20 protein-coding genes are annotated in these 23,746 nt (G+C 69.9%); 8 read left to right on the top strand and 12 right to left on the bottom strand.

The genetic code is table 11. The annotated features are described in order from the left end of the window. Positions 1-67: 67 nt before the first annotated feature. From AC3WOE_RS08205 to AC3WOE_RS08230, 6 genes are all read right to left on the bottom strand, one after another. Positions 68-3,019, bottom strand: a complete 2,952-nt coding sequence (locus tag AC3WOE_RS08205; protein WP_492689606.1) for an EAL domain-containing protein — start codon at positions 3,017-3,019, stop codon at positions 68-70. Beyond that, the gene (locus tag AC3WOE_RS08210) at positions 3,016-3,627 is read right to left on the bottom strand and encodes a FecR family protein (RefSeq protein ID WP_492689607.1); all 612 of its coding nucleotides are present in this window, start codon (positions 3,625-3,627) and stop codon (positions 3,016-3,018) included. Before AC3WOE_RS08210 ends, AC3WOE_RS08205 begins: the two co-directional genes overlap by 4 nt. Positions 3,628-3,637: 10 nt before the next feature. After that, the gene (locus tag AC3WOE_RS08215; protein WP_492689609.1) at positions 3,638-6,667 is read right to left on the bottom strand and encodes a CHAT domain-containing protein; all 3,030 of its coding nucleotides are present in this window, start codon (positions 6,665-6,667) and stop codon (positions 3,638-3,640) included. A gap of 100 nt (positions 6,668-6,767) precedes the next feature. Further along, a complete protein-coding gene (locus AC3WOE_RS08220) occupies positions 6,768-7,553 on the bottom strand; it encodes an Lcl C-terminal domain-containing protein (protein WP_492689611.1) in 786 nt (261 codons plus the stop codon). A 143-nt stretch (positions 7,554-7,696) separates the two neighbouring features. Next, positions 7,697-8,887, bottom strand: coding sequence for an MFS transporter (locus AC3WOE_RS08225; protein WP_492689613.1), 1,191 nt, complete (start codon positions 8,885-8,887; stop codon positions 7,697-7,699). Continuing rightward, entirely contained in the window at positions 8,884-10,254 is a 1,371-nt protein-coding gene (locus AC3WOE_RS08230; protein ID WP_492689614.1) for a DNA recombination protein RmuC, read from the bottom strand. The genes AC3WOE_RS08225 and AC3WOE_RS08230 overlap by 4 nt, the downstream gene beginning before the upstream one ends. 100 nt (positions 10,255-10,354) lie before the next feature. On the opposite strand from AC3WOE_RS08230, the gene AC3WOE_RS08235 reads away from it, so the two are divergent. Further along, positions 10,355-11,875 carry an FAD-binding oxidoreductase gene (locus AC3WOE_RS08235; protein WP_492689615.1) on the top strand — a complete coding sequence of 507 codons (1,521 nt, stop codon included), beginning with the start codon at positions 10,355-10,357 and terminating at the stop codon, positions 11,873-11,875. On the opposite strand, the gene AC3WOE_RS08240 is transcribed toward AC3WOE_RS08235, so the two are convergent. Genes AC3WOE_RS08240 through AC3WOE_RS08265 form a run of 6 tightly spaced genes read right to left on the bottom strand, consistent with a single transcriptional unit; the run spans position 11,872 to position 17,038 of the window. Next, a complete protein-coding gene (locus AC3WOE_RS08240) occupies positions 11,872-12,663 on the bottom strand; it encodes a hypothetical protein (RefSeq protein WP_492689617.1) in 792 nt (263 codons plus the stop codon). The genes AC3WOE_RS08235 and AC3WOE_RS08240 overlap by 4 nt on opposite strands. After that, on the bottom strand, positions 12,660-13,643 hold the full coding sequence (locus AC3WOE_RS08245; RefSeq protein ID WP_492689618.1) for a 2-hydroxyacid dehydrogenase: 984 nt from the start codon (positions 13,641-13,643) through the stop codon (positions 12,660-12,662). The genes AC3WOE_RS08240 and AC3WOE_RS08245 overlap by 4 nt, the downstream gene beginning before the upstream one ends. Then, complete coding sequence (locus tag AC3WOE_RS08250) at positions 13,631-14,956, bottom strand: sodium:proton antiporter (protein ID WP_492689620.1); 1,326 nt, start codon at positions 14,954-14,956, stop codon at positions 13,631-13,633. The genes AC3WOE_RS08245 and AC3WOE_RS08250 overlap by 13 nt, the downstream gene beginning before the upstream one ends. After that, on the bottom strand, positions 14,953-15,666 hold the full coding sequence (locus AC3WOE_RS08255) for a nitroreductase (RefSeq protein WP_492689622.1): 714 nt from the start codon (positions 15,664-15,666) through the stop codon (positions 14,953-14,955). The genes AC3WOE_RS08250 and AC3WOE_RS08255 overlap by 4 nt, the downstream gene beginning before the upstream one ends. Then, positions 15,663-16,103: an acyl-CoA thioesterase gene (locus AC3WOE_RS08260; protein WP_492689623.1), complete on the bottom strand. Its 441-nt coding sequence runs from the start codon at positions 16,101-16,103 to the stop codon at positions 15,663-15,665. Before AC3WOE_RS08260 ends, AC3WOE_RS08255 begins: the two co-directional genes overlap by 4 nt. Beyond that, positions 16,100-17,038, bottom strand: coding sequence for a histone deacetylase family protein (locus AC3WOE_RS08265; RefSeq protein ID WP_492689625.1), 939 nt, complete (start codon positions 17,036-17,038; stop codon positions 16,100-16,102). Before AC3WOE_RS08265 ends, AC3WOE_RS08260 begins: the two co-directional genes overlap by 4 nt. 17 nt (positions 17,039-17,055) lie before the next feature. On the opposite strand from AC3WOE_RS08265, the gene AC3WOE_RS08270 reads away from it, so the two are divergent. The 7 genes from AC3WOE_RS08270 to AC3WOE_RS08300 all read left to right on the top strand — a co-directional run bounded on the left by AC3WOE_RS08270 (position 17,056) and on the right by AC3WOE_RS08300 (position 23,743). Then, a complete protein-coding gene (locus AC3WOE_RS08270; protein WP_492689626.1) occupies positions 17,056-18,351 on the top strand; it encodes an amidohydrolase family protein in 1,296 nt (431 codons plus the stop codon). Between the two features lie 184 nt (positions 18,352-18,535). Beyond that, complete coding sequence (locus AC3WOE_RS08275) at positions 18,536-19,087, top strand: phasin family protein (RefSeq protein ID WP_492689627.1); 552 nt, start codon at positions 18,536-18,538, stop codon at positions 19,085-19,087. Positions 19,088-19,268: 181 nt separating this feature from the next. Further along, positions 19,269-19,997: a LiaI-LiaF-like domain-containing protein gene (locus tag AC3WOE_RS08280; RefSeq protein ID WP_492689628.1), complete on the top strand. Its 729-nt coding sequence runs from the start codon at positions 19,269-19,271 to the stop codon at positions 19,995-19,997. Further along, on the top strand, positions 19,997-21,061 hold the full coding sequence (locus tag AC3WOE_RS08285) for a sensor histidine kinase (protein WP_492689630.1): 1,065 nt from the start codon (positions 19,997-19,999) through the stop codon (positions 21,059-21,061). The genes AC3WOE_RS08280 and AC3WOE_RS08285 overlap by 1 nt, the downstream gene beginning before the upstream one ends. Continuing rightward, the gene (locus AC3WOE_RS08290; protein WP_492689631.1) at positions 21,058-21,786 is read left to right on the top strand and encodes a LytR/AlgR family response regulator transcription factor; all 729 of its coding nucleotides are present in this window, start codon (positions 21,058-21,060) and stop codon (positions 21,784-21,786) included. The genes AC3WOE_RS08285 and AC3WOE_RS08290 overlap by 4 nt, the downstream gene beginning before the upstream one ends. A gap of 107 nt (positions 21,787-21,893) precedes the next feature. Next, positions 21,894-22,397: a gluconokinase gene (locus AC3WOE_RS08295; RefSeq protein WP_492689633.1), complete on the top strand. Its 504-nt coding sequence runs from the start codon at positions 21,894-21,896 to the stop codon at positions 22,395-22,397. Then, complete coding sequence (locus AC3WOE_RS08300) at positions 22,394-23,743, top strand: MFS transporter (RefSeq protein WP_492689635.1); 1,350 nt, start codon at positions 22,394-22,396, stop codon at positions 23,741-23,743. The genes AC3WOE_RS08295 and AC3WOE_RS08300 overlap by 4 nt, the downstream gene beginning before the upstream one ends. Positions 23,744-23,746: the final 3 nt, after the last annotated feature.

Genomic DNA, 23,746 nt, shown 5'->3' on the forward strand with positions numbered 1-23,746 from the left:
GGCAGCGGCCCGCTTGTCAGATAACTCCGCGACAGGAGGCCCCGATGGAGGTGCCTGCAGGACCTGCCTAGCGCCGCCAGGGCGTGCTCTGGATGGCCGCCGTCGCCTGCGCCTCGGGCAGCGCCTTGGCGAACAGCCAGCCCTGGCCCACCTGCACGCCGAGCTGCGCCAGCAAGGCCGCCTGCTTTTCGTCCTCGACGCCTTCGGCCAGGGTCTGCTTGCCCAGGGCCAGGGCCAGGCCGACGATGGTGCGCACGATCTCCTGGGCCTCGCGGCCGGCGGCCAGGCGGATGACGAAGCTGCGATCGACCTTCAGCGTGTCGAAGGGAAAACGGTGCAGATAGGCCAGCGACGAATAGCCGGTGCCGAAGTCGTCGATGGAGAGCTTGAAGCCCATGCGCGCCAGCTCCTGCAGCACCTCGGCGCTGCGCTGCGGGTTGGCCATGGCCATGCTCTCGGTGACCTCGAGCTTGAGGCGATGCGTCGGCACGTCGCCCAGGGCCGCCAGCGTCGCGCGGGCGTCGGCCAGCAGTTCGATGTCGCGCTCCAGCTGCACGCCGGAAAGGTTGACGGCCACCTCGCCGGTGAAGCCCAGCGGCTGCCAGCGCCGCAGCTGGGCCGCGGCCGCCAGCAGGGCCCAGCGGCCGATGGCGCAGATCTGGCCGCTGGCCTCGGCGACCGGGATGAAGTCACCCGGCATGATGAGGCCGCGCTCGGGATGCTTCCAGCGGATCAGTGCCTCGAAGCCGAGCAGGGCCCGGTCGCCCAGGCGCACAAAGGGCTGGTAGTGCAGCTCGAACTGGTCGCCGTTCGCCAGCGCCGTGTCGATGGCATCGCGCAGCCAGCGGCGCGACTGCTCGACGAGCTGCTCGGCGGGGTCGAACTCATGGGTCTGGCCCGGCCCACCAGCCTTGGCGCGGGCCAGCGCACCTTCGGCCGCGGCCATCAGCTCATCGGCCGAGAGCGGGCCGTGGCGGCGCTGCGCCCAGGCGATACCGGCCGTCAGCTGCAGCATGGGCGTGGCGACATTGAAGGGCGACTGCAGCAGGCCCTGCACGCCGCGCGACAGCTCGGCCGCGCTGTCGCCGCCGGCCAGCAGAAGGGCGAACTGGTCCGGACCCATGCGGGCGACGAGATGACGCGCGCCGAAAGCCGACCTCAGCCGAGCCCCCAGTTCGGTCAGCACCGCGTCACCCGCCACCGGGCCATGCGCCTCGTTGAGCGCACGGAACCCGTCCAGGCCGAGCAGCAGCAGCCCGGTCTCGGGCGCCGGCACGCCGGTCAGCAGCTGCGTCAGCTGCTCGCGGAACAGCACGCGGTTGGCCAGGCCGGTGAGACGGTCATGCAGGGCATCGAAGCTGATCTGCTGCTGCAGGCGTTGGCTCTCGGAAATGTCGGTCAGCGAGCCCGCCATGCGCACCGGCCTGCCGTCCTCGCGCACGGCGAGGCCGCGCGCCAGCAGCCAGCGCTCCTGGCCGCCCTGGTGGAAATGCAGCATGTGATGGAACTGCAGGCTGCGGCCGTCCAGGTGCGCCTGCAGCTCGGTACGGAAGGCGTGGGCATCGCCATCCTCCAACGGCCGCGTCCAGGCCTCGATGGCGTGCCCCGCCTCGCCGGGCGACAGGCCCATCAGCGCTAGCCAGCGCGGCGAGTAATAGACCTCGTCGCTGGTCAGATCCCAGTCCCACAGGCCGTCGTTGGCACCCTGGGCGGCCAACGCGTAGCGCTGCTCGCTGGCAGCCAGCTGGCGCGCGGCGAGGCGGCGCTGGCCCTGTTCGATGCCGGCGCGCAGCGCGCTGCCGCCCAGCGTCGCCACGGCGAGGGCCAGCAGCGGCGGCGCCAGCGAGAAGACCAGGTAGTGGCTCTCGAAGGCCCACTGCACGCCGGCAAGCAGGGCCAGGGTGGCCAGCACGATGACGGCCAGGGCGACGCCGAGCGGGCGGCGCGCCAGCAGCGCGACGGCCGCGAAGGGCAGCAGCAGCACGGCAGCCAGCTCCGCCGCACCGCCCCAGTCCGGGCGCACCAGGCTGCGGCCGGTCAGCAGGTTGTCGGTGACCGTGGCAATGCGTTCCATGCCGGGCAGGCGGGCATCGAAGGGCGTGGGCACGTGGTCGCCAGCCGCCAGGGCCGACACGCCGACGACGGCGATGCGACCCTGCAGCCGCGCCGGGTCCACACGGCCGGCCAGCAGGTCGGCAAAGCCGACGTTGTCGAAGCTGCCGGTGGGGCCGTAGTAGTTCACGCCCAGGCGCGACAGCTCGTCCAGCCGCGACTGCAGGCCGCTGCCGACGCTGAACCCGGTGCCGAAGCGGGCCCGCGCCTGCTTCCAGTCGACGCCGCGCGCGAACGCTGCCAGGCGCAGCGGCATGGACGGATAGACCTCGCCGTTCAGGCGCAGCAGCGGCAGGTCGCGGCGCATGCTGCCGTCGGCCTCGGGCCGCACGCTGATGTGGCCGAGGGCCGCGGCGGCTTCTGCCAGACCGGCCTCGGGCGCGACGAGGCGGCGCGGATGGTAGTAGCCCTCGCTGCGCACCAGCGCGGCTTCGTCGTCATAGCGCAGCAGGGCCTGGGCCAGCACCGGTGCGGGCGCCGCGCCGCTGTCGGGCTGGCCGTCGTCGGGCAGGGAGAAGGGGATCAGCGTGCAGGCGCAGGCCTTCATCGCCGCGGCCAGGGCCGCGCTGCCCTCGGGCGTGCCGCCGCCGGGCAGCAGCAGGATGTCCAAGGCGACCGCGCGCGCGCCGCCGGCCTGCAGGGCCGTGATGGCGCGGGCGATCTCGGCGCGGTCGGGCACGCGGCCGCCCAAGGCCTCCAGTGCCGCGTCGTCCACGCGCACCAGCAGCAGGGGCAGCTCGGTGCCGGGACCCAGCGGGCCGCGCCAGCCGGTCTGCCAATCAAGCTGCCAGGAATCGGGCCGATCCAGCACCGACACATTGGCCCGCGAGGCCAACATGCCAAAGCCGAGCAGTGCGGCCGCGAGGCCGATCAGCAGATAGCCGAGGCCGGGTGAGAGGCGCCTCAATCCAGCGACCCCAGGCGCTGCTCGAGGCGCTGCAGCTTGTCGGCCGTCCAGGCCATGGCGGCCGCGCACTGGCTGGCGTCGCAATGGGTGCCGTTGAGCTTCTTCTCGAGGCGCACCGGATAGCGCGGCTTGATGCCACGGGTCTGCGGGCCGGTGGGCTCGACATCGACCTCGCCGGTCTTCACATGCACGGCGGTGGCGTTGTCGCTGCCGACCTCGACGCTGAATTCGGTGCCGCGCACGGCCGTCACGGCGGTGGGCGTGCGGACCGTCCAGTTGCCGCCGGCCGACGGTGTCACGCGCTGGCCGATGAGGCCGGTCTCCAGCAAAAACTCGGCACTGCGCGACTGGCCCGCCGGCGCACTGAAGGCTTCGATGCGCAACTGGCTCTTGTCGGCCAGCACGAGAACGGAACCATCGCCGAACTTGAGCCTCACACGGCCGGTGGCGCCGGTGCGCAGCGTGGTGCCGACGTCGAGCTTGTCGCCCACCGCCAGCGCCTTGCCGTCGACACGCTGGGCCTCGCCACTGACGGCCACGACTTCGCAGGCCTGCTGGGCGAAAGCCGTCGAACTCAACAGGGACAGGCACAACACCAGGGCACGCATTTCAAGACTCCTATCGAGACGGGTCACCGAAGAGGGCGTATCCCGCCCAGTAGAACGGATGCGCCCAGCGGCCGCCACCGAGAGTTCCCTCGATCATCCTCAGTTGAGCCATGCGCAAGGCCTCGGCACGCGGCAGATTGGCGGAGAAGGTGGCGGAAGTCAGGGCCGCGGCCGAGGCGGTCTCGACCGACCAGTGCGTGGCCAGCACCGAGCGGCTGCCGGCAAAGAAGAAGCCGCGCACCAGGCCCGACATGGCCGCCCCGCCCTGCTCGCCAGCGGCGGTGTTGCAGGCCGACAGCAGCACGGCCTGGGCGTTCAGGCGCAGGGTCAGCACGTCGTCGAGCTCGAGCAGCGGCGACGCCGTCTCATCCTTGCCCGGCGCGAGGGCCAGGGCCGGCTTGGAGATGCCCGGCAGTTCGCCCGGCATCAGGCCGTGCGTGGCAAAGGCGACGATGCGGCGGTCCTGCAGCTTTGCTTCCAGCACGGCCTCGCGCGTGGCCGCGGCGCCGAGCAGCAGATCGGTCTCGGGCTTGGCGCCCAGGGCCTTGGCGAGCGCGGTCAGTTCGGCGCGGGTCTCAGGCAGGGGCGGGATGTCGGCATAGCTGAAGCCCCAGCCAGCTTCGTATTTGGTGGCGCCACTGCCCAGCGCCGCGCGGCCGGCCTTGGCAGTGGACTTGAACTGCGGGTCGCCGACGCCGAATAGCGGCTTGGGCGCCGGTGCGGGGGCGGCCGTGCGACGCAGCGCGAACAGCGCACCGGCCGAAGGCAACTGCGTGACGGCCATGCGGCGCGCGACAAAGGCACCCGGCTCGGGTGCAGTCAGCGCGGCTGCGAAGGGCATGGCCGCCAGCGCCCCATCGGCGGCGACCAGCAAGCTCTTCACATCCGCCCCGGGCTGCAGCGGCGCGACCAGCTCGCGCCAGACCTCGTGCAGGCCGGGCACCGGCAGCGTCGGCGCGCGACCCGTGCTGAGGTCCAGGGCTGTGCGGAGCTGCGCGACCTTGTCGCCCCAAGCCGCCGCACCGATGCCCGAGGCCGCAAAGCGCGTCGGCGCACCGGGCGTGATGAGCCAGGTCAGCGTCGCGCCGTCCAGGGGCTGCACGACGAGCAGGGCCTCGCCGGGCGACATCAGCTTCTGCAAGGCCGCCGGCGCCGGCAGCGTCGGCGTGACGAGATCGGCATAGGCCGGGTAGGCCTTGGCGACCCGCTCGCGCTGGGTGTTCAAGGCCTCGCGCGCCGTCTGGGCCTGCTCGCGGCCCTGGCGGATCTGCTCGCGCACGGTGGCGAGTTCATCGGCCATGGCCTTGGCCTTCTTCTTGCGCTCGGCATCGGGCAGGGCCTTCAGCTCGGCCTTGGTCTCCTCGCTGCTGTTGCGGCGACGCAGCCGGTCTTCCTCGTTGAGCTGGGTGGCCAGGGCGCCGTTGCGTGAATTGGCCGTGGCACGCAGCGCGGCCTCTTCCTCGAGCAGGCCGCGCAGGGCCGGCGTGGCGGCGAGCAGGCGGGCCGTCGCATCCGTCAGCGCGCGGTGGGCGGCGCCGGCCTGCAGGCGATCGGCCACCTGCAGGGCACGGTCGGTCCAGGCGGGCTCCAGCGCCTCGCCGCGCAAGGCCCGCGCGCCGATCTCGCGCAGGAACTCGTCGAAGGCCAGGCCGAGCACGAAGCCACGCGCGCCGGACAAGTCCAAGTCCTGCCAGCCGCCGGGGCTGTCCAGCAGGGCCACGAACAGCGGCTGGTAGTCGCTCCAGGCCCCGGTCATGTCACCTTTGAGCAGCCGCACCAGGGCGCGCACGCCGCTGGCTTCCTGGGTCTGCGGATGGCCTTCGCCGTACAGGCGCTGGCGAAAGCGCAGGAGGCGGTCGACGGTCTCGAGGGCTTCGTCGAAGCGGCCGTTTTTGGCCGCCAGCAGGGAGCGCAGCCGCCAGTCGCTGGCGCGCTCCCTGGCCAGGCTGTCGGCCGGCAGGCTGGCCAGGAAGTCGCGATAGAAGGCATCGGCCTCGGGCCAGCGGCGCAGGCCGATCAGCGCCCTCACCTGCTCCTGGCGCGCCAGCCAGCGCGTGTGGCTGGCCGGGCCGGCGCCGGCGCGCTGCAGCATCTCGTCGGAGCGCTGCGCGTTCTCCAGCGCCGCGGCGTACTGGCGGGCCGCCACCTGGGCCTGGGCCAGGCGATAGCTCCAGCGCGCGCCCAGCGACTCGCTGATCTGGCCGGCCCGCCACAGCGCCAGGTTGCCCTGGGCCACCTGGATGGCTTCGGGCGCGCGGCCCTGGCGCACCAGGGCATAGGTCAGCATGCCCTGGGAACCGTCGTACCAGCCATAGGCGTCCTGCACGGCGGGGTCGCGCGGGCCCTTGGCCAGGCGTCGCGCGTCCTCGACACCCTTTTGCGACAGCCGCACCGCCTCGCGCAATGTGGCCACCGCTTCAGCGAGGCGCCCGTCCCAGCGCTCGATCTCGGTACGCACCTGCAGGAACTGCACGCGCAGCCTCAGGGTCGCGGCGGGGTCGCGGTCGCCCAGCGATTCCTGGGCCTGCTTGACCAGGCCCTGGGCGCGCGACCACATGCGGTCCAGCACCGCGCGGTCGCGGGCCTGGGCCAGGGCATAGACCTGGCGCAGCGCGGCCTCGGCGCGGGCGGTCAGCGGCAACGTGGTGTCGCTGGCGAAGGCGTCGGCCGCCGTCAGGGACTGGCCGGAGCTGCCCCAGATGAATTCAGCGCTGAGGTATTGGCGGATCCAGATCTCGCCGCCGGGCTGGCGGCGGCCCAGCGTTGCGAGTTCGCGCAACAGCTCCACGTATTTGCCACGCTGCTCCAGGGCCTGGGCCGCGCTCGCCTGGCGCTGCAACAGCGCATAGCGGGCGGCGACGTCGGCGGGCAGGGGCTGGGCGAGCAGGCGTTCGGCCTCTGCCGCCGGCATGGCAACGGCGGACACGTCGCCCGGGTCCTCGTCGTCGACCTGGGCACGCAGCGGCTGAGCCGCCAGCAAGGCCAGCACCATCAGGCCCAGCCATGCGGCCGCGCGCGCCTTTCGTCGTCTGCCCTGCATACCCGCCTCCCGGCATCGATGCTAGGCGGCGCAAGCGCACAGGCGCAAGCACGCAAGCCGGGGGCCGTCCGGTCGACTGCAGGCTCGCAGGGCGGCGGGTTCACCGCCCCTGTCGGCCCGCCGGACGGCAATCCATCTTTCGCTGCGCGGCTGTCAGCCGGATTCGACGCGTTGAAAACTTGCAGCCAGGGCGGCTGAGGGCCAGCGCCGCCAGGCCGATCAGCACCAGCAGGAGGCCTTGCGGTTCGGGCACGGTGGGCATGGGGCTGCCCACGTCGCCGTCGTGCACAGCCCAGCTGTGAAAGTCGTACTCCTTGATCAGAAAGCCCTGATATCCGGTCCTGAAGTCGAAATTCCAGGCATCGTCGTAGTACTCGAACTGGTAAGGCGTGTCGAACCAGTAGCTGTCGTTGTGCAGATTCTTGAAGGGCCCGGTGTCGACCATGCCGAAGTCGATGCCGGATGTGCCTGGGCGCCAGCCACCGACGCCGTCCCGCGCGCCGATATTGCCCAGGGTGTCGAAGAACATCGAGGCCATTTCGCTGCTGCCCGCTTCAGGGTTGTAGCCGCAGTTGGGCGTCGACCACTTGTTTGCGCAAGGCAGCGTCGGGTCGCTGATCTTGGGCAGGCGCCAGCCGCTGACGCCGCCCAGGTTCAGCTGTGCGGCCCAGGCCTTGGCTTCGGTGAAGTGCATCAGGCCGTCGGCGTCGTAGCCCGAGGTCTTGGCATAGTCGGCGTCGGCCAGCCAGGTGATGTTCAGCGCGCTGTCGTAATAGGCTTCGGCACCGTTGGCGAGGTTGCCGTCCAGATCACGGCCGACCAGGCCCGCCTGGGCTGTGCCGACAACGAGGGCGAGCGCCGCAAGGGCGATGTGGCGAAGGTTCATGGCTGCCGTCCTGGACTGGGTTGAAGCGATGCCGGCAGTCTCGGCAGGCCGGGTTTCAATGGCGCTTCAACCCCAGGCCCTGGCGGTTTCTTTTGTTTCGGCAAAGTGCTGACGGCAGCATGACGCTGACGCAGCCGCCTGGCCTAACCCAGGTCGGCGTGAGGATGCAGCTTGCGCGCCGGCCATTGCGCCAGCAACAGCAGCGAGGCCATCAGCCACATCGGTGCGACCAGGGCCGTGGCGGCGGCGAGGATGCCGAAGCCGGCCGGCATGGCCACCGTGGCGCCGTTGACGGTCAGCATGCGCAGGCCCAGGGCCTGGCCATGGCGCTCGGGTGGCGTGACATGGTGCAGCATGGCCAGGATCATGGGCTGCACCGAGCCCAGCGCGATGCCCAGCACCGCCGAGCCGCACATCAGGCCAACCGTGCCGGGCAGCCAGGCATAGGCCATGAAGGTCAGCATCGCGACGACCATGGCCGTACGCAGGGCCTTGACCTCGTCGAGATTGTCGGCAAAGCGCACGATGGCCAGGCGCACGCAGGTCGCAGCGGCCGCGAAGCTGCCCAGCACGATGCCGATGCTGACCGCCGACAGGCCGCGCGCATGGCCCACCACCGGCACGACGAAGCTGTGCGCATCCCAGCAGGCCGATAGCACCAGGTTGACGAGGATCAGCCGGCGAAAGGCCGGCAGCCTGAACAGCTGCCAGGCGGCGCGCTCGCGAAAGCTCTTGGTCAGCGGCTCCGGCAGGTGGCGCGGCACCTTCTGGGCCAGGCCCCAGGCCAGCAGCGGCAACAGCGTCGCGAAACCGAAGGCGGCCGTCATGCCGAAATGGTCGATCAACAGGCCGGCAATGACGGGGGCGAGCGCGTTGGACAGGGCCGGCCCCAGGGCCATCCAGCTGAAGATGCGCTTGAGTTCGCCCGGCTCGTCGGCCATCAGCCCGGCCTCGCGCTGCATGGCCACCGCGGCCACCGCGACGGCGCCTCCGCACAGCAGGCAGCCGATGGCGATCGCCCAGAGCTGCTGCACCGTCAGCGCCAGCAAGGCGCCGACGCCGGCCATGATGACGCCCATGCCGACCGGACGGTGAAAGCCATGCCGGTCCGCCAGGCGCCCGGCCCACAGCGACAGGCCGATGGGCGCGACGGCGAAGAGGCTGAGCAGCAAGCCCACCGAGGCCTCGCCGTAGCCGCGGTTGAGTACCCACAGGCTGGCCGTCACGCGCGTGACGGCCATGCAGGCATGCACGCAGATCAGCGTGGCGATCAGCCACACGAAGGCGTGGCGCAGGCTCTTGGGATTGGGCGCGCCCTCGCTGCCTGGACTCACTCGGCGTCCTCGCCGAGACTGAGCTGGAGCAACTGCTGGGCCGCGTCATCCGGCAGGGCTTCCACGCCCTTGAGCTTGCGCGTCATGGCGCGCGTGCGCACCTCGGCGGCATCCAGCGTGTTGCCGGCTTCCTCGAGCTTCTTCTTGGCCTTGGCCAGCACGTCGCCGAACTTGCCGAACTCGGTCTTGACGGCGCCCAGCACTTCCCAGACCTCGGCGCTGCGCTTCTCCAGCGCCAGCGTGCGGAAGCCCATCTGCAGGCTGGTCAAGGTGGCCAGCAGCGTGGTGGGGCCGCAGAGCATGACCTTGTGTTCGCGCTGCAGGCTCTCCAACAGGCCGGGGCGGCGCAGGGCCTCGGCATAGAGGCCTTCGGTCGGCACGAAGAGGATGCCGAAGTCCGTTGTGTGGGGCGGACCGATGTACTTCTCGCGGATGGTGCGGGCTTCCAGCCGCAGCCGGTTCTCGATGGCCTTGCCGGCGGCGTCGGCAGCAGGCGCGTCGGCGCGCTCCTGGGCGTCGAGCAGGCGCTCGTAGTCCTCGCGCGGGAACTTGGCGTCGATGGGCAGCCACAGCGGCTGGCCGTCGTTGCGCTGGCCAGGCAGCGAGATGGCGAACTCGACCCGCTCGTTGGAACCCGGCAGCACGGCCACGTTCGCGGCGTACTGCTCGGCCGTGAAGACCTGGTCCAGCAGGCCCGCCAGTTGGACCTCGCCGAAGACGCCGCGCGTCTTCACATTGGTCAGTACGCGATTCAGCGAGCCGACGTCGCGCGCCAGGTTCTGCATCTCGCCCAGGCCCTTGTGGACCTGCTCCAGGCGCTCGGCCACCTGCTTGAAGCTCTCGCCCAGGCGCTGCTCCAGCGTCGCATGCAGCTTCTCGTCGACGGTGGCGCGCATCTGCTCGAGCTTCTTCTCGTTGTCCTGCTGGATGGCGGTGAGGCGCTGCTCCACCGTCAGGCGCAGTTCGGCCAGGCGCTGGTCATTGGTCTTGGACAGCAGCTGCAGCTGCTCGCGCATCGCGTCGTTGAGGCGCTGCATGGATTCGGCCTGCGCCTGGGCACTGCGCAGGGCCGCGGCATCCTGGGCTTCGCGTGCGGCCAGGGCCTGTTGAGCGAGGGCGTTGTTGCTGCCCTGCAGGCCCTGGGTCAGCACCTGCTGGAACTGGGCCAGGCCCTGCACCAGCTGCTGGCTGGTGCCACTGGCGCTGCGGCCGAGTTCGTCGCGCAGCTCGCGTTCCAGCCTTTCGTTGCTCTGCAGCAGCTCCGGTGCGACCCCGGTGGATTGCGGCTTCTGGCGAGCCCAGATCAACACCAGCAGCACCAAAACCAGGGCCATCAGACCCAGCAGCAACACGTCGAACAGGCTCATGCGAACCATTGTCGCCCGACGCGCAATCTCTTTTATTGGTATCTTTTTGGTATCACTTACAGTAGCCCATCTGGTATTTCATTGGCATTGCGAGGCGACGATGGAGAGACGGCGTTTTGTGCTCGGCCTGGGGGGCGCTGCGGCCTTGAGCGGCTGCGGCGGTGGTGGCGGTGACAGCCCTGCACCGGCTCCCGCCCCCTCGCCTGCCCCCGCTCCCGCACCGGCGCCCAGCGGGCCGGATTGGGACGCTCTGTCCCGGCAGCTGCAGGGCTCGCTGCTCAAGCCCGGCCAGGCCGATTTCGACCGCGCGGCCCACGGCGCGAATGCACGCTACGACGCCTTGCTGCCCCAGGCCATCGCGCGCTGCGCGGGCGCGGCCGACGTCGCCGCGGCGTTCGCGTTTGCGCAGCAGCAGAAGCTCGCCTTCACCACCCGCAGCGGCGGTCACAGCTATCTCGGCGCCAGCAGCGGCAGCAGCCTGCTCATCGACGTGGGTGGCATGGACGGCGTGCAGCTCGATGGCGAGCTCGCCACCGTCGGCGCCGGCGCCAAGCTGGCCGATGTCTACGACGCGCTGATCACGGCCGGCCGCTGCATCCCCTCAGGCAGCTGCGTGACCGTGGGCATCACCGGCATCACGCTCGGCGGCGGCATCGGCGTGCTGGACCGGGCCTACGGCCTGAGCTGCGACGCGCTGCTGTCGGCCCGCGTCGTCACAGCCGACGGCCAACAGCTGGAATGCAGCGCCACGCAGCGGTCCGACCTCTTCTGGGCCCTGCGCGGCGGTGGTGGCGGCCAGGTCGCCCTCGTCACCTCGCTGAGCTTCCAGACCCATGCCGTCGCGCCGTTGGTGCAGTTCGGCGCCAGTTTCAGCCTCGCCGAGCTGCCCGCCGTCATGGCGGCCTGGCAGGCCTGGCCGCAGACCTTGCCCGACACGGTCTGGTCGCAGCTCGCACTGTCCGGTCAGGGCGCCTATCTCTGGGGCATCGCCAGCGGCGACGCGGCCGCCGTGCAGCCGCACTGGAACGGCCTGCTGGCCCGCATCGGCCGCACGCCGCCCGACACCTTCCTGGCGCCGCGCAGCTACCGCGACGTCATGCTGGGCAGCTGCATGGCCTTCAGCCGCGCCCAATGCCACCTGCCCAGCCAGAACGCCAGCGGCCAGCTCGGCCGTGTGGCGATGGCGGCGAGCTCGGACTATTTCGACGCCGCACTGGACGCCGCCGGCGTCGCTGCACTGGGCACGGCCATGACACAGCGCCGCGACAGCGGCCGCGTCGGCACCGTGCTGCTGAACCTGATGGGTGGCGCCATCGCCCGCGTCGCGCCCGACGCCACGGCCTTCGCGCACCGCCGCGCCCTCTTCAGCGCGCAATACCTGGCCGAATTCCAGGTCGGCACACCGACCGCGACGCTGGACGAGGGCGCTGCCTGGGCCCACGGCATGCGCACCACCCTGCAGGCCTGGAGCAGCGGCGGCGCCTATGTGAACTACCTGGACGGCCTGCTCGCCAGGCCGTCCGAGGCCTACTACGGCAGCAACCTGGCCAAGCTGCGTCAGGTCAAGCAGACCTGGGACCCGGCCGGGGTGTTCAAGGCCTTGCCCGATCTGGCGACCTAGTTCGAGACCAGCGGCGCCACCGCGCGCGGCAGCTCGGCCTCAATGAGAGCCTCGAGCGCCTTGACGCGCTGCTCGGTCGTCGTCGCGGCCCAGGGGTTGGCCGCGGCCTCGGCGCTCACGGGCAGGCGTGCCGCCACCGCCAGCGACTGCTCGCGCTTGAGCTTGAGGTCGCTCAGGTCGACCAGGGCGACGCGGATGGACACATACGGCGCGAACACCGGCAGGCCCGGCTGGCCGTCGAAGCCGATCTGGGCGCTGGGACGCTGATCCAGCACGAAGCCCGGGCCTTCCAGCGTGGCGAGGATGCGCGCAGGCAGCGTCGCCGCGAGGGCCGGCTCCTGGCGGCTGCGCGTGACGAGCAGCAGCTTGGCCGCGCCGCTCTGGCGCACCGCTTCGCCGAGCTTGCCGGGCAGGTTGAGCTTGCCGTTGACGAAGAGGTTGGCCGGGTCGCCGAAGAGACTGCGCGTGGTCGAGGTGTAGAGCTTGATCTCGCGATCCTTGCCGAGGGCCTTGACGGCTGCATCCAGCGACTGCAGCACCGCGTTGTCCAGGCCGCCGGCGGGCGAGGACGTCCATTCACCCGACTGCACGGTGTCGCCGCGCGCCGGCGTCAGGTTGATGAGCTGCACGTTGTCGCCGAGCAGGGACAGGGCAGCGAATTTCTTGGGGTCGCGCGGGGTCTGATCGTCGGCGACGGGCTCGGGCGGCGGCGGGGCCTTGTTCTTCAGCGACTGCCCAAAGGCGAGCACGGGCAGCAGGGCAAGCAGGCAGAGCAGGCGACGGTTCATGCGGAAAGGACTTGGGGGTTCAGCGGCGTTGGCGGCGGGGCGCCGGTCAGCGCGGCGACGAGATTGTCGGCGGCCAGCATCGCCATCGCATTGCGCGTCGGCAAAGTGGCGCTGGCGATATGGGGCGTCAGCACGACGTTGGGCAGGGTCAGCAGGGCCGGGTTGACCTTGGGCTCGCCTTCGAAGACGTCCAGGCCCGCCGCGGCGATGCGGTTCTCGCGCAGGGCGGCAGCCAGCGCATCCTCGTCGACGATGCCGCCGCGGGCGATGTTGATCAGCGTCGCCGTCGGCTTCATCCGCGCGATCTCGGCGGCGGCAATGCAGTGGTGGGACTCCGCCGAATAGGGCAGCACCAGGATGAGATGGTCGGCCTGGCGCAGCAGCTCGTCCTTGCCGACGTAGCGCGCACCCAATTCGGCCTCGACGTCGGCGGCCAGCCGGGACCGGTTGTGATAGACGACCTGCATGCCGAAGCCGAAGCGGCCGCGGCGCGCGATGGCCTGGCCGATGCGGCCCATGCCGAGGATGCCCAGGGTCGAGTTGTAGACGTCGGAGCCGGCCAGGAAGTCCCAGGCCCAGCTCTTCCAGCCGCCGTCGCGCAGCAGGCGTTCGCCCTCGCTCATGCGCCGGGCCGTGGCCATCAGCAGGGCGAAGCCGAAGTCGGCCGTCGTCTCGGTCAGCACGTCGGGCGTGTTGGTGACCAGCACGCCGCGCGCCGTGCAGGCGGCCAGGTCGATGTGGTTGTAGCCCACGCTCATGGTGCAGACGGCCTTGAGCCCCGGGCAGGCGTCCAGCAGCTGCGCCGTGATGCGCTCGGTGCCGGTGATGTAGGCGCCGACCTTGCCTTGCAGGCGGGCACGCAGCTCGTCGGCGCCCAAGGGCGATGCGCCGTCGTGGTAGTCGACCTCGAAATGAGCCGACAGTTTTTGCACCACATCGGCGGGCGCCCGTCGGGCGATCAGGACTTTCAACGCATCCATAGCCAGGCCATCAGGAAAAGTAGAGGCAGCAGCACCGCACCGGACCAGAGCAGATAGCCGCCAAAGCTCGGCATCTTGACACCACGCTCCTCGGCGATGGCTTTCACCATGAAATTGGGGGCATTGCCGATATACGTCATGGCGCCCATGAAGACGGCGCCACCCGAGATGGCGGCCAGCACCGCGGCGCCCTCACCCATCAATTGCTGGGCACTGCCGCCGGCGAGGTTGAAGAAGGCAAGATAGGTGGGCGCGTTGTCCAGCACCGACGACAGGCCGCCGGTCAGCCAGAAATAGGCGGTGGGCGAATCGAGCAGGGCGGCCAGCGGCGCGAACACGCCGGCCGGGCCGGCCTTGAGCATGGCGATGACGGGCACCATGGTCAGGAAGATGGCGATGAAGAGCTTGGCCACCTCCTGCATCGGCGCCCAGCTGAACTGGTTTTTCTCGCGCACGCCGGCGGGGGTGATCCACAGCGACGCGACCATCACGCCGACCAGGCCCAGGTCGCGCACCAGGGCCTGCAGCGGCAGCGGCGTGCCCCAAAGGTCGAAGACGATGCCGGGCTTCCAGGTGCCGCTCAGCAGCACCAGGCCGACAGCCGCCGCCAGCGGCAGCAGGTTGATGCCGCCTTCGATGCCGAGACGGGGCGCATCGGGCGTCGGGTCGACCGGCTTGACACCCTCCTTGCGATAGAACCAGGCGTCGATGATCCAGAACACCGCCAGCAGCGCCGCGAGCAGGAACAGCGTCTCGGGCCACAGATGAGCGGCGGTCCAGAAGAAGCTGACGCCCTGCAGGAAGCCGAGGAAGAGAGGCGGATCGCCCAGCGGCGTCAACGCTCCGCCGACATTGCTGACGATGAAGATGAAGAAGACGACGACGTGGGCGTTGTGGCGTCGGTTGTCGTTGGCGCGGATCAGTGGCCGGATCAGCAGCATGGAGGCACCCGTCGTGCCCATGAAGCTCGCCAGTGCCGCGCCGAGCAGCATCAGGCCGGCGTTGAGCGCCGGGCTGCCATGCAGATTGCCGCGGATGTAGATGCCGCCCGCCGCCGTGTACAGCGCACCGAGCAGGATGGTGAAGGGCAGGTACTCCTCCACCAGCGTGTGCAGGAGCACCCCGCCCGTGGCCGCTGCACCGAAATTGAAGGCAAAGGGCAGCAGCAGGACCGCGGTCCAGGCCGCGGCGATCTTGCCGAAGTGGTGATGCCAGAACGTCGGCGCCGCCAGCGGCATGACGGCGATGGACAGCAGCAGCCCGGCGAAGGGCGCAGCCCAGGCCAGGCCCAGTTCGGCACCGGAGAAGGTCATTCGCTGAGGAAACGTGCGAACTCGGCCACCGGCGTGCGCTCGGTGACGAGGCTGTTCTCGACGGCCGCCGGGTCGGCAAAGCCCATCGACATGCCGCAGACCAGCATCTGCTCAGGCCCCAATTGCAGTTCCTCGGCGATGACGCGGTGGAACTGCGTGAAGGCCGCCTGCGGGCAGGTGTGCAGGCCGCGGGCACGCGCCGCCACCATGATGTTCTGCAGGAACATGCCGTAGTCCAGCCACGAGCCCTGCTGCATGACGCGGTCGATGGTGAAGAACAGGCCCACCGGCGCGTCGAAGAAGATGAAGTTGCGGCCATGCTGGTGCTGCATGCGTGCCTTGTCGGTCTTGGCGATGCCGAGCAGCCCGTAGAGGTCCCAGCCCACCTTGCGGCGACGGTCGATGTAGGGGCTGCGCCATTCGGTGGGGTAGTAGGCGTACTCCTCCTTGTGGGCGGCGTTCTGCTCGGCGTCGAGGTAGGTGGCCTGGATGCGGCCGGCCGTGCGCTTCAGGGCCTCGCCCGTCAGTACATGCACCTGCCAGGGCTGGGTGTTGGTGCCCGAGGGCGCCCAGGACGCGACCTCGAGGATGTCCTCGAGGGTCTGGCGCGGTACCGGCGTCGGCAGGAAGGCGCGCAGCGAGTGCCGGGTCTTGATGGCGGCATCGACCGCGGCGGTCTGCTCGGGAGTGGGGATGGCGAAACGGCTCATGGCGTCAGGGTCTTCAGGGTTTTCAGATAGGCGTCGGGCAGCGCGGCGACCAGTCGGCGGCTGTCGCGGTCGACATAGACGTGCACGAAATGACCCCGTGCGGCGCAGAGTTCGGCGCCTGCGGCGAACAAGCCGATCTCGTAGCGCACGCTGGAGCGCCCCTGCTGGGCCACGCGCACGCCGGCTTCGATGTGCTGCGGGAAGGCCAGCGACTCGAAGAAGTTGCAATGCGTCTCGACCACCAGGCCGATGACTTCGCCACGATGGATATCGAGGGCGCCGGCCTCGATCAGCAGGCTGTTCACGGCCGTGTCGAAGAGGCTGTAGTAGACGACGTTGTTCAGGTGGCCATAGACGTCGTTGTCCATCCACCGGGTCGTCAGGGGCACGAAGCGGGGGTAGGCGTCGCGGCCGTCGGGCTGGGGTCGGGTGGTCATGCGGCTGATTCTTTCATGCGCTGCCAGGCCTGCCAGGACTCGGCGGCCAAGGTCAGCGTGGCCACCTGGACCGCCACGGTAGTCGCCAAGTCGTGGCCGTAGCCGCCGGCCATGCTCAGGGCGACCGGGACCCGGCGCTCGCGCAATGCGCTCAGCACGCGGCGGTCGCGCTCGGCCAGGCCTTCGTAGCTGAGCTTGAGCCGGCCCAGGCGGTCGCCCTCGTGAGGGTCGGCGCCGGCCAGATAGAAGGCCAGATCGGGCCGGACGCGGCACCAGACCTCGTCCAGGGCGTTCTCCAGCGCAGCCAGGTAGTCGGCGTCGCCGCAGCCGTCTGGCAGATCCACGTCCAGGTCGCTGGCCTCCTTGCGGAAGGGGAAGTTGCGAGCGCCATGCATGGAGAAGGTGAACACGGTGTCGTCGTCGCTGAAGATGGCCGCCGTGCCATTGCCCTGGTGCACGTCCAGGTCGACGACGAGGATGCGCAGCAGGCTGCGATGCCCGCGCGCCCATTCGGCCTGCATCAACCGAGCGGCCACGGCCACGTCGTTGAAGACGCAGTAGCCCGAGCCCTTGTCGGCATAGGCATGGTGGGTGCCGCCGGCCATGTTGGCCGCCACGCCCTCGGCCAGGGCGGCCCGGGCCGCGGCGATGGTGGCACCGACGGAACGTCGCGAACGCTCGGCCATGGATTCCGACCAGGGAAAACCGATCTCGCGCTGCTGGGCCGCGCTGAGGTGGCCCTGCAGTACCGCATCCACATAGTCCGGCGTGTGGGCCAGGACCAGTTCGCCCTCGCTGGCAGGCGGCGCCGGCTGCATGCGCAACAACCCCGGGTCGCGCTCGAAATGTTCGCGCAGCAGCCGGTACTTGGACTGCGGGAAGCGATGGCCCGGTGGCAGCGCCAGGCTGTGGGCGTCGGAATGGAAGGCCAGCATGGACTGGCAACGATAGCTTGACGTTTGATACGCTGGACCGCATGCGCTGCACCCACCGCCCCTTCGCCCGCATCACCGCCACCCTGCTGGGCTGCCTCATGGCGGCCCCGGTGGCACAGGCCGCCGAACCCGCCGTCCGCGCGCTGCGCGGCGTGAAGGTGTATCCCGCACCGGACGTGCCGCCCATCGAGAACGGGGTGGTCCTGGTGCAGGACGGCCGCATCGTCGGCGTCGCCAAGCGCGACGATGCTGCCCAGGCCAGCATCCCTGCTTTGGCACCGGATTGCGACGGCGGCGTGCTGATGGCCGGCTTCCAGAACAGCCACGTCCACCTCAACGGCCCGGCCTTTGCGAAGGCCGCGACGGCACAAGCCGCCACGCTCGAAGGCGGCCTCGCCGCCCTGCTCACGCGCTACGGCTTCACCACCGGCTTCGACATCGCCTCCGACCGCGACAACACGCTGGCCCTGCGCAGACGCCTGGAGCAAGGTGAATTCAAGGGGCCTCGCCTCCTGACGGCGGGCCTGCCGCTGTTCCCGCACCAGGGCCTGCCGATCTACCTGGATCATTTCGACCCGGCCTTCCTGGCCAAGTTGCCTCAGCCCGAGTCCGTCGCTGCGGCGCTGACCACGGTGAAGCAGAACCTCGATGCCGGCGCCCAGGCGACCAAGCTCTTCCTGGTCACGCCGCAAGGCCCTCGCCCGCCCAAGCGCATGGCCGCTGACATCGCGGAGGCCGCCGCGGCGGAAACCCATCGCCGCAGCCACCTCGTGTTCGCGCATCCGACCGACCTGGACGGCTTGCGAGCCGCGCTGAACGCCAAGGTCGACATCCTGGCCCATCCCCCGCTCGGCGTCCCCGGCCCCTGGCCCGCGGAACTGATGGACAAGATCCGCGCCGCGGGCGTCTACATGATCCCCACCCTCAAGCTGCTGCGCTACGAGTTGGCCAAGGAGAAGGTGCCGCCACAGGTCGGCGAGCCCATCCTGCAGGACACGGTGCGCGAATTCGGCCGTTTCGCGGCCGCCGGCGGCAAGGTGCTTTTCGGCACCGACGTCGACTACATGGCCGACAGCGACCCCACCGAGGAATACGAGTTGCTGGCCCAGGCCGGCCTCAGCCCCATGCAGATCCTCGCCTCCCTCACGACGACGCCGGCCGAGCGCTGGAACGAGACCTCGCGCCGCGGCCGGCTCGCTTCCGGCATGGAGGCGGACATCGTCGTGCTGCAGGGCGACCCGGCCCAGTCGGCGAAGCAGTTCGCCAATGTGAAGTGCACGCTGCGCGGCGGCCGGGTGATCTTCAGTCGTTGAACCCGCATCCCGGGACGTGTCCGGGTGATGAATCTGCGGTTTGTCACCAGTCTCACCCCCTAATTTGCTGCACCGCACAAAAAGTTCTTGCAATCCTGCGAATGACCTCTATCATTGAGTCATGTTGCAGTGCAGCAAAAGAAGCACAGCAAACGGTTCAACCACCTGAAATCGGAGTACCACCATGCTGACCGCTGAACAAGTCCTCGCCGCTCACAAGGCCAATGTCGAAACCCTCTTCGGCCTGACCAACAAGGCTTTCGAAGGCGTCGAAAAGCTCGTCGAGCTGAACCTGCAAGTCGCCAAGACCGCCCTGAGCGAAGCCGCCGACACCACCGCAGCCGCCCTGTCCGTCAAGGACGCGCAAGAGCTGCTGTCGCTGCAAGCCGCCCTGCTGCAGCCGACCGCCGAGAAGGCCGCTTCCTACAGCCGCCACATCTACGACATCGCCTCCAGCACCGGCGCCGAAGTCGCCAAGGCCGCTGAAGCCCAGTTCGCCGACGTGCAGAAGGCCTTCACCGCCGTCGTCGACAACGCCGCCAAGAACGCCCCGGCCGGCACCGAGAACGCCGTCGCCCTGGTGAAGTCGGCCGTCGCTGCCGCGAACAACGCTTTCGAGTCGGTCCAGAAGGCCACCAAGCAAGCCGTCGAAGTGGCCGAGTCCAACTTCCAGGCCGCCACCACGCAAGCCGTCAAGGCCACGCAGACCGCGACCCGCGCCAAGCGCGCCGCCTAAGCCACAGGCTCCTGCCTCCCGAAAGCCCGGTGCACCCGCACCGGGCTTTTTCTATTTGCGGCTCACTCGTTCGCGAACGGCCCTGTCGATTCGTCGGCGGCTGGCGTCGATTCGCCGACTCACCGCCCCGTGGCCCGCGCCGGCCGTGTCTACTCACGCCATCGCAAGTCGAGAAGAGCCCATGAGATCCCATCGCATCCGCCACCACCGCCACTCCGGGCACCCGGCCCGCCGCGTCATCTTCGGCCTGGGCGTCATCGGCATCGGCACCCTGGCCTTGCTGGACAACCTGAATGTCTTCGGCATCCCGCTGCTGCGCACCTTCTGGCCGCTGGCCCTGGTGCTGTTCGGCCTGAGCCGCATCGTCTGGCCGCGCCACGGCGGCAGCTGGCTGTTCGGGCTGGCCCTCGTCATCGTCGGCAGCGTCATGACGGCGCAGAACCTCGACCTCGTCAGCATCAGGCTGCGCGACTGGTGGCCGGTCTTCATCATCCTGGCCGGCGCGTCCATCCTGCTGCGCGGCCTGTTCCCTCGCTACCGGCGCGAGGCCTGCGTCGACACGCCGTCGACGCTGGAGCATGGCGACCGCATCAACATCGACGCCAGCTTCAGCGCCGTCAACCAGCAGAACGATTCCCGCGCCTTCAAGGGCGGCCGTATCGACGTGAGCTTTGGCGGCGTGGAACTGGACCTGCGCCAGGCGGTCATGGACGGCCCTGAGGCCGTGCTCGAGGTCTCGGCCCGCTTCAGCGGCATCGAGCTGAGGGTGCCGCGCGAATGGCAGGTCGTCGTCGACATCGCACCGACCCTGGGCGGCGTCGATGACAAGACCGTGCCGCCCATGAACCCGACCCAGCGCCTGGTGCTGCGCGGCGACGCGGTGTTCGGCGGCGTCGAGATCAAGAACTAGTGCACCCGCTGCTGACCCACCGGCGCGGCCTGGTCGCCTGCCTGCTGGCCGCCGCGCTGGCAGGCACGGCGCTGGCCGCGTTGCTGGCCTTGCAGGGCCTGTCCGACTTCGCCTGGGCCCTGGTCTGGGCGTTGCCGCTGAGCACGGTGCTGAGCTTCGTCGCCCTGTCGCTGTATCACCTCTGCCGCAGCCAGCCCTTCGGTACGGGCCGCTGGCCGCGAGCCTTGACCGCGCGCACCGCGGCCGTGCTGCTGCTCGGCGGGGCAGCGCTTGCACTCGCGGCCGGCTGGAACGCCGCCGGCCTCGCCTTCGGCCGCCATGCCGGCCTGGTGGCGATGTCGCCCACAGGCTGGGGCCTGTTCCTGCTGTCCAGCCTCGCGCTGTTGACGCTGTCGGTTCTGGCGCATGATCTGCTGCTGGCCGTCGAATCCGTTCAGGCCGCAGCCACGCGCGAGGCCGAGGCGCGGCTGCTGGCCCGCGACATGGAGCTGCAGCTGCTGCGTCTGCAGATCGACCCGCATTTCCTGTTCAACAGCCTGAACTCCATCAGCGCGCTGACCAGCTTCGACCCGGCCGCCGCGCGGCAGATGGCCATCGATCTGGCCTACTTCTTCCGCCAGACCCTGGCGCTGGCCGGCCAGGAGCGCATCCGGCTGGAAGACGAGTTGGCGCTAGTCGAGCACTACACCGCCATCGAGCGTCAGCGCCTGGGTGACAAGCTCCGCACGGCCATAGCCGCACCGCCCGAGACCCTGGCCGCCCTGCTGCCGCCGCTGACGCTGCAGCCCCTGGTGGAGAACGCCCTCAAGCACGGTTTGCGCGCGCTGAGCGAGGGCGGCCTGGTACAGATCCAGGCCCTGGTGCGCGACGGCTGGCTTCACCTGGCCGTGCGCAACCCCGTGCCGGCCGAGCCCACCAACGAACCTGGCCTCGGCCAGGGCCTGCGCCATCTGCGCGAGCGCCTGGCCGCCCGGTACCACGACCGCGCCCGCGTCAGCTGGGGCGCGACGCCCGAGGGCTTTGCGGTCGAGATCAGCCTGCCCTTCGAAAGCCAGACCCCATGACGCTGCAAGTCCTGATCGCCGACGACGAGCCCCTGGCCCGCCGCCTGGTGCGCGAGTTCCTCAAACCGCACACCGACATCACAGTAGCCGCCGAGGCCGACAACGGCATGGACGCGGCCCGTGCCATCACCGAGCTCAGGCCCGACCTCGTCTTCCTCGACATCCAGATGCCGCGCCTGACCGGCCTGGAAGTGCTGGAGCTGACCGGCCGCCGCGACGGCGTCGTCTTCACGACGGCGCATGACCAGCACGCCATGCGCGCCTTCGAACTGCATGCCGTGGACTATCTGCTCAAGCCCTTCACCCAGGCCCGCTTCGACGCCGCGCTGGAACGCGCCCGCCTGCTGCGCGGCCAGCCACAGCCGGGGCTAGAGACGCTGATCTCACCCCAGCCCCTGGCCCGCGTGCTGGTGAAGGACGCGGAGCGCGAAGGCGGCATGCAGGTGCTGGCCGTCGAGACCATCGACTACATCGAGGCCCAGGCCGACAACGTCGCCTTCCACAGCGGCGGCCGTGACCACCTGAAGGCCCAGCGCATCTCCGAGCTGGAGGAGAGGCTGGACCCGACGCGCTTCGTGCGCGTGCACCGCAGCTTCATCATCAACCTGGGCTCGCTGCAAGGCCTGGAGAAGACCGACAGCGACGCCCACGTCGCGCGCATGAAGAACGGCAAGCGCATTCCCGTCAGCCGCAGCGGCTACGACAAGCTGCGCGCCGTGCTCTGACGCACCCGGCGCAGGCTGCGGCGGGAAAACACGGAGTTCGGGCAGGCTTCGCCAGAGTAGGATAGCGCTATCCAACATCTTTCAACCCGGCTCTCGCTCGCGTCCCCATGACTTCATTAGCGCCCGCATCCCTCGTCTTCATGGGCGTCGCCGGGAGCGGCAAATCCACGCTGGGAGCCGCTGTCGCCGCGCGCCTGGGCCGAGTCTGGCTGGAGGGCGACGATTTCCACGGCGAGGCCAACCGCCGCAAGATGGCCGAGGGCCAGCCGCTGACCGATGCCGACCGCGCCGCCTGGCTCGCCGCCCTTTGCGAGCAGCTGCGCCACCCGCCGCAGGGCGCCATGGCGGCCTGTTCGGCCCTGAAGCGCATCTACCGCGACCAACTGCGCCAGGCCTCGCCGGGCCTGCGCTTCGCCTTTCTGGACATCGGCAAGGACGAGGCCCGCCGCCGGGTACAGACGCGCGGCGGCCACTTCTTCTCGGCCAGCCTGATGGACAGCCAGTTCGACACGCTGGAGTCGCCGGTCGGCGAGGCGGGCGTGCTGCGCCTGGATGCGCTGGCGCCGCTGGAAGCGCTGCAGGCCCAGGTCTGCGATTGGCTGGGGTCATGACCACGAAGCCGCTGACCCGCCGCGAGATCGTCGGCTATGGCCTGGGCGACATGGGGTTCAACTTCTACTGGACCAACATCTCGACCTTTCTGCTGATCTTCTACACCGACACCTTCGGCATCACCGCAGCGGCGGCGGCGACCATGCTCTTCGTCGTGAAGATCTTCAACGCCTTCACCGACCCCATGATCGGCGCCCTGGCCGACCGCACCCGGACGCGCTGGGGCAAGTTCCGCCCCTTTTTGCTCTTCATGCCGCTGCCGCTGGCCGTCATCGGCGTGCTGACCTATTCCACGCCCGACCTCGGCCCCACCGGCAAACTGGCCTGGGCCTATGTGACTTACCTGCTGTTGATGACGCTCTACACCAGCGTCAACCTGCCCTACAGCGCCTTGTCCGGCGTGCTGTCGGGCGACGCACGCGAGCGCAATGCCATCAACGCCTCGCGCTTCGTCGCCGGCTTCGCGGGCGGCACGATCGTGACGGCGGCTTCGCCGCGGCTGGTGGCCTGGCTGGGCGGCGACGACCACGCCCTGGGCTGGACGCTGACCATGGTGTTCTGGGGTCTCGCCGCCGCGGTCATCTTCGCCATCACCTTCAGCGCGACGACCGAGCGCGTGCAGCCGCCGCAGGCCCAGCCGTCCAGCGTGCGCCAGGACCTGGCCGACCTGCGCAGCAACCGCCCCTGGATCCTGCTGTTCTTCCTGGCGCTGATCATCATGGGCGGCATCACGCTGCGCATGACCAGCGCGGCCTACTACTTCAAATACGTGGTCAACCGGCCCGAGCTGCTGGCCACCTTCGTGCCGGCCTATCTGCTGGCCGCCGCGGCCGGCACGGCCTTCACGCCGCTGCTGACCCGCTTCATCGACAAGCGCAAGCTGATGATCGCGTTGATGCTGGTGTCCACCGTGCTGTCGGCCGCCTTCCTCTTCGTGTCCAGCGACCAGATCGTGCTGATGTATGCGCTGCAGATCGCGCTCGGCCTGGCCCTGGGCCCGAAGTCGCCGCTGTCCTTCTCCATGCTGGCCGACAGCGCCGACTTCAACGAATGGCGCAACGGCCGCCGCGCCACCGGCATGACCTTCGCGGCCAGTTCCTTTGCGCAGAAGCTGGGGACGGCCGTCGCCGTCGGCGTTGTCGGCGCACTGTTCACAGCATTGGGCTATGTTCCCAACGCGGCGCAGTCGGCCGACTCCCAGGCCGGCATCGTCTGGCTGATGTCCGTCATCCCCGCCGCCTTCACGCTGTTGGCGGCCGTCATCATGGTTTTCTACACGCTGGACAACCCGACCATGGCGCGCATCCAGGCCGACCTGGCCGCACGCAAGCCCAACCCCGCCTGAATC

The organism is Roseateles sp. FW305-36 (assembly GCF_058787015.1).

What these genes read in the sequence shown, in the direction of transcription:
- AC3WOE_RS08210 (WP_492689607.1), bottom strand. Translation starts at nt 3,627, where the DNA reads ATGCGTGCCCTGGTGTTGTGCCTGTCCCTGTTGAGTTCGACGGCTTTC.
- AC3WOE_RS08215 (WP_492689609.1), bottom strand. Translation starts at nt 6,667, where the DNA reads ATGCAGGGCAGACGACGAAAGGCGCGCGCGGCCGCATGGCTGGGCCTG.
- AC3WOE_RS08220 (WP_492689611.1), bottom strand. Translation starts at nt 7,553, where the DNA reads ATGAACCTTCGCCACATCGCCCTTGCGGCGCTCGCCCTCGTTGTCGGC.
- AC3WOE_RS08230 (WP_492689614.1), bottom strand. Translation starts at nt 10,254, where the DNA reads ATGAGCCTGTTCGACGTGTTGCTGCTGGGTCTGATGGCCCTGGTTTTG.
- AC3WOE_RS08235 (WP_492689615.1), top strand. Translation starts at nt 10,355, where the DNA reads ATGGAGAGACGGCGTTTTGTGCTCGGCCTGGGGGGCGCTGCGGCCTTG.
- AC3WOE_RS08240 (WP_492689617.1), bottom strand. Translation starts at nt 12,663, where the DNA reads ATGAACCGTCGCCTGCTCTGCCTGCTTGCCCTGCTGCCCGTGCTCGCC.
- AC3WOE_RS08245 (WP_492689618.1), bottom strand. Translation starts at nt 13,643, where the DNA reads ATGGATGCGTTGAAAGTCCTGATCGCCCGACGGGCGCCCGCCGATGTG.
- AC3WOE_RS08250 (WP_492689620.1), bottom strand. Translation starts at nt 14,956, where the DNA reads ATGACCTTCTCCGGTGCCGAACTGGGCCTGGCCTGGGCTGCGCCCTTC.
- AC3WOE_RS08255 (WP_492689622.1), bottom strand. Translation starts at nt 15,666, where the DNA reads ATGAGCCGTTTCGCCATCCCCACTCCCGAGCAGACCGCCGCGGTCGAT.
- AC3WOE_RS08260 (WP_492689623.1), bottom strand. Translation starts at nt 16,103, where the DNA reads ATGACCACCCGACCCCAGCCCGACGGCCGCGACGCCTACCCCCGCTTC.
- AC3WOE_RS08265 (WP_492689625.1), bottom strand. Translation starts at nt 17,038, where the DNA reads ATGCTGGCCTTCCATTCCGACGCCCACAGCCTGGCGCTGCCACCGGGC.
- AC3WOE_RS08275 (WP_492689627.1), top strand. Translation starts at nt 18,536, where the DNA reads ATGCTGACCGCTGAACAAGTCCTCGCCGCTCACAAGGCCAATGTCGAA.
- AC3WOE_RS08280 (WP_492689628.1), top strand. Translation starts at nt 19,269, where the DNA reads ATGAGATCCCATCGCATCCGCCACCACCGCCACTCCGGGCACCCGGCC.
- AC3WOE_RS08290 (WP_492689631.1), top strand. Translation starts at nt 21,058, where the DNA reads ATGACGCTGCAAGTCCTGATCGCCGACGACGAGCCCCTGGCCCGCCGC.
- AC3WOE_RS08295 (WP_492689633.1), top strand. Translation starts at nt 21,894, where the DNA reads ATGACTTCATTAGCGCCCGCATCCCTCGTCTTCATGGGCGTCGCCGGG.
- AC3WOE_RS08300 (WP_492689635.1), top strand. Translation starts at nt 22,394, where the DNA reads ATGACCACGAAGCCGCTGACCCGCCGCGAGATCGTCGGCTATGGCCTG.